Raw genomic sequence first — 464 nt, forward strand, 5'->3', positions numbered from 1 at the left:
GTTTGCGCGGCCGCGGACCGACCGCCGTGATCACCGACCTCGCCGTACTCGAACCCGACCCGACCACGCGCGAGCTAATGCTGACGCAACTGCTGCCCGGCGCGACCGTCGAGGCCGCGCGCGAGGCAACCGGCTGGCCGCTGCGGATCGCCGACGCCGTCGAGGCGATCCACCCACCGACCGACCACGAGCTGACGGCCCTGCGCGAGCTGGTGGCGCGATGAGCGCCGCCTACGTCCTCGACGCGGTCCGCACCCCGTTCGGGCGCTTCGGCGGCGGCCTCGCCGCGGTCCGCCCCGACGACCTCGCCGCCCATGCGCTGCGCGGCCTGCTCGATCGCACCCCCGCGCTCGACCCCGCGACGATCGACGACGTGCTGCTGGGCGACGCCAACCAGGCCGGCGAAGACAACCGCGACGTCGCCCGGATGGCGGTGCTGCTGGCCGGGTTGCCGACCAGCGTCC

Annotated in this window: 1 protein-coding gene and 1 pseudogene; both read left to right on the forward strand. The window is 75.2% G+C overall.

Annotated features, from left to right (window positions below; translation table 11 throughout):
- Positions 1 to 224 (forward strand): annotated as a pseudogene (locus PAI11_RS19705) (3-oxoadipate--succinyl-CoA transferase); the annotation flags it as partial.
- On the forward strand, positions 221 to 464 hold a 244-nt coding region (locus tag PAI11_RS19710; RefSeq protein ID WP_040601092.1), incomplete at its 3' end, for a thiolase family protein. The pseudogene PAI11_RS19705 and the gene PAI11_RS19710, both read left to right, overlap by 4 nt.

The organism is Patulibacter medicamentivorans (assembly GCF_000240225.1).
Classification (GTDB): Bacteria; Actinomycetota; Thermoleophilia; order Solirubrobacterales; family Solirubrobacteraceae; genus Patulibacter; species Patulibacter medicamentivorans.